The organism is Candidatus Magnetaquiglobus sp., from assembly GCF_058402785.1.
Genome location: NZ_JBZVFG010000062.1, coordinates 13,998 through 18,533 on the forward strand (window position 1 = coordinate 13,998; position 4,536 = coordinate 18,533).

The 4,536-nt window shown below is 64.6% G+C and carries 1 protein-coding gene and 1 pseudogene; both read right to left on the reverse strand.

Going from position 1 to position 4,536, the window contains the following annotated elements:
* Positions 1-850: pseudogene (locus ACV4UY_RS15130) on the reverse strand (hypothetical protein); the annotation flags it as partial.
* A 179-nt stretch (positions 851-1,029) separates the two neighbouring features.
* Positions 1,030-4,329 (reverse strand): penicillin-binding protein 1A, encoded by a 3,300-nt coding sequence (locus ACV4UY_RS15135; protein WP_491608408.1) that lies wholly within the window; start codon positions 4,327-4,329, stop codon positions 1,030-1,032.
* Positions 4,330-4,536 lie beyond the last annotated feature (207 nt).

Consider the following 4,536-nt stretch of genomic DNA (forward strand, 5'->3'; position numbering starts at 1 on the left):
TCAGTTCCCCTCTCAGTTCCCCTCTCAGTTCCCCTCTCAGTTCCCCTCTCAGTTCTCCTCTCAGTTCCCCAATCCGGATCCCTTCCTGGCGGCCTTGCAGAACCAGCTGCTCCAGTTTCGGGATGGCGATCAACTCCTCTTCGGGCATGACGTCCAGCAGGAAATCGAACCACTCCCTGCCGAGCAGCGCCACCTGCTCCGGGCTGACCCCTTCCATCTCCGGGCTGTTCAACGAACCTTGCATGAGCAACCTCCATAAGCCGATAACAGTTTGACCAAACGTCACCGAAATTCGAAACAGGCCGGTCTGTTTGATGGTCTCAAACGCCTTTTTTCTCTCCGCCTGGCGGCTGGCAAAGCACTTCAGCGGTGCGTTCCGTTTTTCGTCCGACAGTTCGTTCAACAGAATCAGACGGATCGTTCCGCCCCAGAGCGGTTGGCTCGCGTAGACCCCGCCGGGTCCGAACGGGAGAAAGGCGAAGCGCTCCAGGAACTCTGGCCGTGGCGTGATGGCCGCGATCAAAACACTCTGCAACTGCCCCCTTTGCAGACCCGCGCTCTCCAGGAACAAGGTGTCATACATCGACAACCAGGTGAGCGCATCCTCCGTCAGGCTTTCGGTGATCTTCAACTCCACCAGAATATGATCGGCTTCCAGATCCACCAATCCGTCCGCCAGGAACAGGCGTTGGGCTTCGGTCCAGCCTCCCTGCTGACGCCGGATCAGAATCAGGTCCGCCCTGGGAGGCGCGATGGTGACCGGCACTTCCATGCGGACTTCGATCCCAACCGGTTCCAACAGCTCCTTGAGGGTTGCCCCAACCAGATTGTGCCAGTCGGTGTTGCCCACCCAGGTTATCCTTTCGCCGTCCTTGAGAACCGTTTCCGGGTATCATCCGTCAAGACGTGCCATTGGGCAAGAGAAATGTGCGGGCTGTTGGAGTTGGTGGGGAGTCCGGGAATCCGGAGGGGACAACCGGAAATCCGGCCCGCGCGGACAGGACAAACCGCGCGGGCCTCGGGATGAGGTCAGTACAATCCGCCGTCCATATCGCCCTGGCCCTGGCGACCGGTGGCCGGAGGATGGGGGCGACCGCTCGCGGGGGGTGGAGCGGTCTGGGCCGGCCTGGTCGCTTGAACCGGAGCCGGTTTGGTTGCCTGGGCCGGGGCCGGTTTGGTTGCCTGAGCCGGTTTGTTCGTCGCCGGGGCGCTGTTCCAGGAAGATGAGGGAGCCGTGGCCGCCGGGGGGGTGTTCCAGGAAGATGAGGGAACTGCGGGGGCTGGTGGAGCGGCGGGCGCATCATCCAGCGGCAGGATGGTCCAGGACGAGGAGGGGACGCTCTCCGCCGGAGGGGTGGCCGGGGTTGGGGTTGGTTGTTTGGTGCCGGTCACCGGCGCGGGTGCCGGTTTGGTCGCGGTCGTCGCCGGAGACGGCTTGCCACCCGCCGGGGCGTTGCCCCAGGAGGAGGAGGGGACGCCGCCCGTCGGGGCCGGGGTCGGCTTGCCACCTGTCGGAGCGTTGCCCCAGGAGGAGGGAACGTTGGTCGGTTGACCGGTCGTCCCGTCCGCGGATGGATCCGAGGTGAGCACCTCCTCTTCGGAGCCTTCCGGCGCATGCCAGCCCGAACCGCCGCTCTCCTGGGTGGCCGCGGTGGTCAGAGGCATCTGACCGGCCTTGAAGGCCTCGAATACCCGTTGTGTGGTTTGCGCCGAGGGCAGTTCACCCGTTTCGCCGTCGATCTCCTCCAGCGAGATGCCGGGCGGCACGGTGAAATCGGTGACCGGCTGATCCTTCAAGGCCTCCTGCATGTAGTCGATCCAGATGGGCAAGGCGGCGGTGCCGCCGGTTTCGCCCAGAATCGAGAAGTCGTCCATGCCTACCCACACCCCGGCCACCAGTGACGGGGCCAGGCCGATGAACCAGGCATCGCGATAGTCGTTGGTGGTGCCGGTCTTGCCGGCGATGGGACGGTTGAGCACCAAGGCCTTGCGTGCCGTGCCGTAGCGCACCACCCCCTTCATCAGGTTGACCACCTGGTAGACGCTGGCCGGATTGAGGGCCGGCTTGCCGAATTTCGGGGTGCTCGGGGACTCGCCCGCCTGCGGGATGATCCGTTCCGGCTCCTGGTGGCAGAGTTGGCAGTCGCCGCCGGAGTGGCGGAACACGGTGCGTCCGAAGCGGTCCTGCACGCGGGTGATGTAGACCGGTTCGACCCGCTTGCCGCCGTTGGCGAAGGCGGTGTAGGCCGCGGTCATCTTGAGCGGGGAGAAGCCCATGGAGCCGAGCGACAGGGAGAGATCCTGCCGTTCCGCCGGGATCTCCAGGCCGAAGTTCTTCAGGTAGACGGCGATTTGCGGGATGCCGATGCTTTTGGCGATGCGCACGGTCACCAGGTTGCGCGAGTGGGTCAGGGCCACGCGCAGGGTGGTGGGACCGTAGTATTTGCGTTCGTAGTTTTCCGGCTGCCACACCTTCGACTCGCCGGTGTTCGGGTCGCGGTAGGTGATCGGCAGGGGACTGTCATCGATGCGATCGACCGGGGAGAACCCTTTCTCCATGGCCGCGGTGTAGATGAACGGTTTGAACGAGGATCCCGGTTGACGCTGACTCTGGATGGCGCGGTTGAACTCGCTGCGCGCGAAGTCGTAGCCGCCCACCATCGCCCACACCTGACCGGTGTGCGGATCCATGCTCACCAGGGCCGCCTCGGCGATCGGTTCCTGGGCGAGGGCGTAGTGGGTGCGCTTGCCTTCCGGCGGATCGACCAGCACCACGTCGCCCGGAGCGAGCACGTCGGCGATCTTTTTGGGCGTGGGACCGAGATCCTTGCCGTCGCGGCTGTCCTTGGCATCCTTGCGTTTCGGGCGGGCCCATTTCATCCCCTCGAAGGGGAGCTGGATCTCCTTGCCGTTGGTGAGCATGGCCAGGGCCGGGCCCTGCTTGGGGATTTCCAGGATCAGGGCATGGACATATCCGGCGGTGGTGGGCCGGCTTTTCTCGTGGCTTTTGAGCCACCCCTGCCGTCCACGCGGGCCGTGATCGGCCAGACGGGTCAACGGGCCGCGATAGCCGTGGCGGCGGTCGTAGTCGGTGAGTCCCTTGTGGACCGCGTGCTGGGCCGCCCGTTGCAGACGCGGATCCAGGGCGGTATGCACTTCCAGTCCGCCGTTGAACAGTTGGTCGCTGCCCCATTCGTCCAGGATGGTGCGGCGCACATGCTCGAGGTAGTGCGGGGCCACCTGTTCCAGGGACTCCTTGGGACGCACCAGGTTGAGCGGCGCCTCGATCGCCTCGTTGACCTCCTCGGCGGTGGCCAGGCCCAGTTCCATCATGCGGTTGAGGACCAGTTTCTGGCGCGCCTTGGCTTTCTCGGGATCACGCCACGGGCTGTAGTAGCTGGGTGCCTTGGGCAGGCCGGCGAGCATGGCCATCTGGCCGAGGGAGAGTTCCGACACGTCGCGACCGAAGTAGGCGTGGGCCGCGGCGCCCATGCCGTAGGCACCGGCGCCCATATAGATCTGGTTGAGGTAGAGTTCGAGGATCTCGTCCTTGGAAAAGCGTTTTTCGATCTGCAGGGAGAGGATGATCTCCTTGACCTTGCGTTCGAAGCTTTTGATCGACGTGAGCAGGAAGGTGCGGGCCACCTGCTGGGTGATGGTCGAGGCTCCTTGCCGGCGGCCACCGGCCTTGAGATTGGCGACCACGGCGCGGGCGATGCCGGTCATGTCGATGCCGGGGTGTTGATAGAAGCGCGAGTCTTCGATGGCCAGCACCGCATCGACCAGGCGTTGCGGCATCTCCGCGCGCGGGATGAACAGCCGGCGTTGGATGTAGAACTCGCCCATCAACTGGTAATCGCGTGCGTAGACGCGTGTGAGGAGATTGGGGCGGTAATCGGCCAGACCGTTCAAGGTCGGCAACCCCTCGGAGTAGTGCAGATAGATCGCCCAGACCGCGCCGATGCCCAGCACGATCCCCAACAGGCCGAGCAGGAACAACCGTTTGGTCCAGCGCCACAGAAAGCCGCTGGATTTTTTGGGCGGTGGCGTTTTGGAAACGGGTTTGCCGGGAGTCGGTCTCCCCTTGGACGGAGCCGTTTTGGGTGGGGGCGGTGGCGCGGGGATGGCGTCCGGACGGTCGTTGGGTCCGATGAACGGTCCACCGCCCAAGGAGGCGCCTGAGGGGGGGTGGGTCGTGGGGAGGGCGCCCGGACGGTCGTTCGGTTCGATGTACAGATCGGGTTCGCGGGTATCCACGGCGACCGGCGCGAAAAGATCCGGTTCGATCGCCTCCTTGCTCTTGTCGCCGCGTCTGCTGACCGTGCCCATGGGCGTTTCTCAAACCTTGTGCGTGGACAATGAACGGCTTACGACCGGAGAGGACATGCGGGCGGCGTTGTAACTTGCATGATGGGGGAGAACCCCCACACCCCCCGTACCATGGACCTCCCTTCGGGAGTTCCATGGTAACTTGGCATGATGGGGGAGAACCCCCACACCCCCCGTACCATGGACCTCCCTTCGGGAGTTCCATGG